At 39.4% G+C, this 897-nt stretch carries 1 protein-coding gene; it reads left to right on the top strand.

Annotation, left to right across the window (positions count from 1 at the left end; all coding sequences use genetic code 11):
* Positions 1-31 precede the first annotated feature (31 nt).
* The coding region (locus OSH00_RS20440) for a DUF2931 family protein (protein ID WP_266131950.1) at positions 32-897 on the top strand (866 nt) is incomplete at its 3' end.

Here is an 897-nt window from a genome sequence, read left to right as displayed (position 1 = left end):
TAAGATTATTGTCTTTATAGAAAAATATAAGATGTCAAAAATAAAGAAATCTTATCTATTGCTAGGCTTGATATTGGCTGTATTGCTGTTGAGTGCAGCCTATGTTTATCGAGTGTATGATATGAATAAACCATTAGAAATAGAATGGGGGGTAAGTACTTCTTCTGCGTATTTAACGAGTCATAAAGATTCACGACACGAAGTTTATATTAATTCACATATTGTAAAATCTCCTGTAGATGAAAATATGCGCACTGCGTTTTATTTGGCCGATGGGACATGGTTAAGAACGCTGGATGGTTCTAGTGGTCGATGGGGAGTTGGGGGGACGCCATTGGGTGGAAACTCCTTTAAACAGCCCTTACCTGAAGTATTACATTTGACTTTTTTTGACAGTATTGATAACCAGTTTTATCAACTGATCCAACCCTTACCAAAAGACAAGATTCAACGCTTATTTACCACAATATATAAAGGTATGGGGGATGAGCAAGAGGATAGCCCACCTAAAGTATATGATACCTTTGATATTGGTTTTGCGCCCAAAGGCTGGATTATTTTATTTGCAGTGGGACCAGGGATTCGAGAAGAAATTGGTTCATGGCAAGCCAAGAAAATTGAGGGTGACTATGCAGCAGTAGTTGGTTTAACGCGGACGTCAGATATGGAATATTTAAGAGCCAATGATATTCGAACACGTGATGTTAAAACAGCTTTTGAAGGCTTTAAACGACGAAATGCCGAGCTGTATAAGCGCTGGATGGAGGGCAGTTTTAAAGTCAGTGCAGACTGGTACAAAATGTTGCAGACCAAGTATCCATGGAATCTTGAAGTCACCGCACCAGATGGTGAGTGGTCAGGCGAATACTATGCTGAATATGTCAATACAGAACGTTT

This window comes from Acinetobacter nematophilus (genome assembly GCF_026344175.1).
Taxonomy (GTDB): Bacteria; Pseudomonadota; Gammaproteobacteria; order Pseudomonadales; family Moraxellaceae; genus Acinetobacter; species Acinetobacter nematophilus.
The sequence above is the reverse complement of the archived record's forward strand: the minus strand, read 5'-3'. Positions and strand labels throughout refer to the sequence as shown.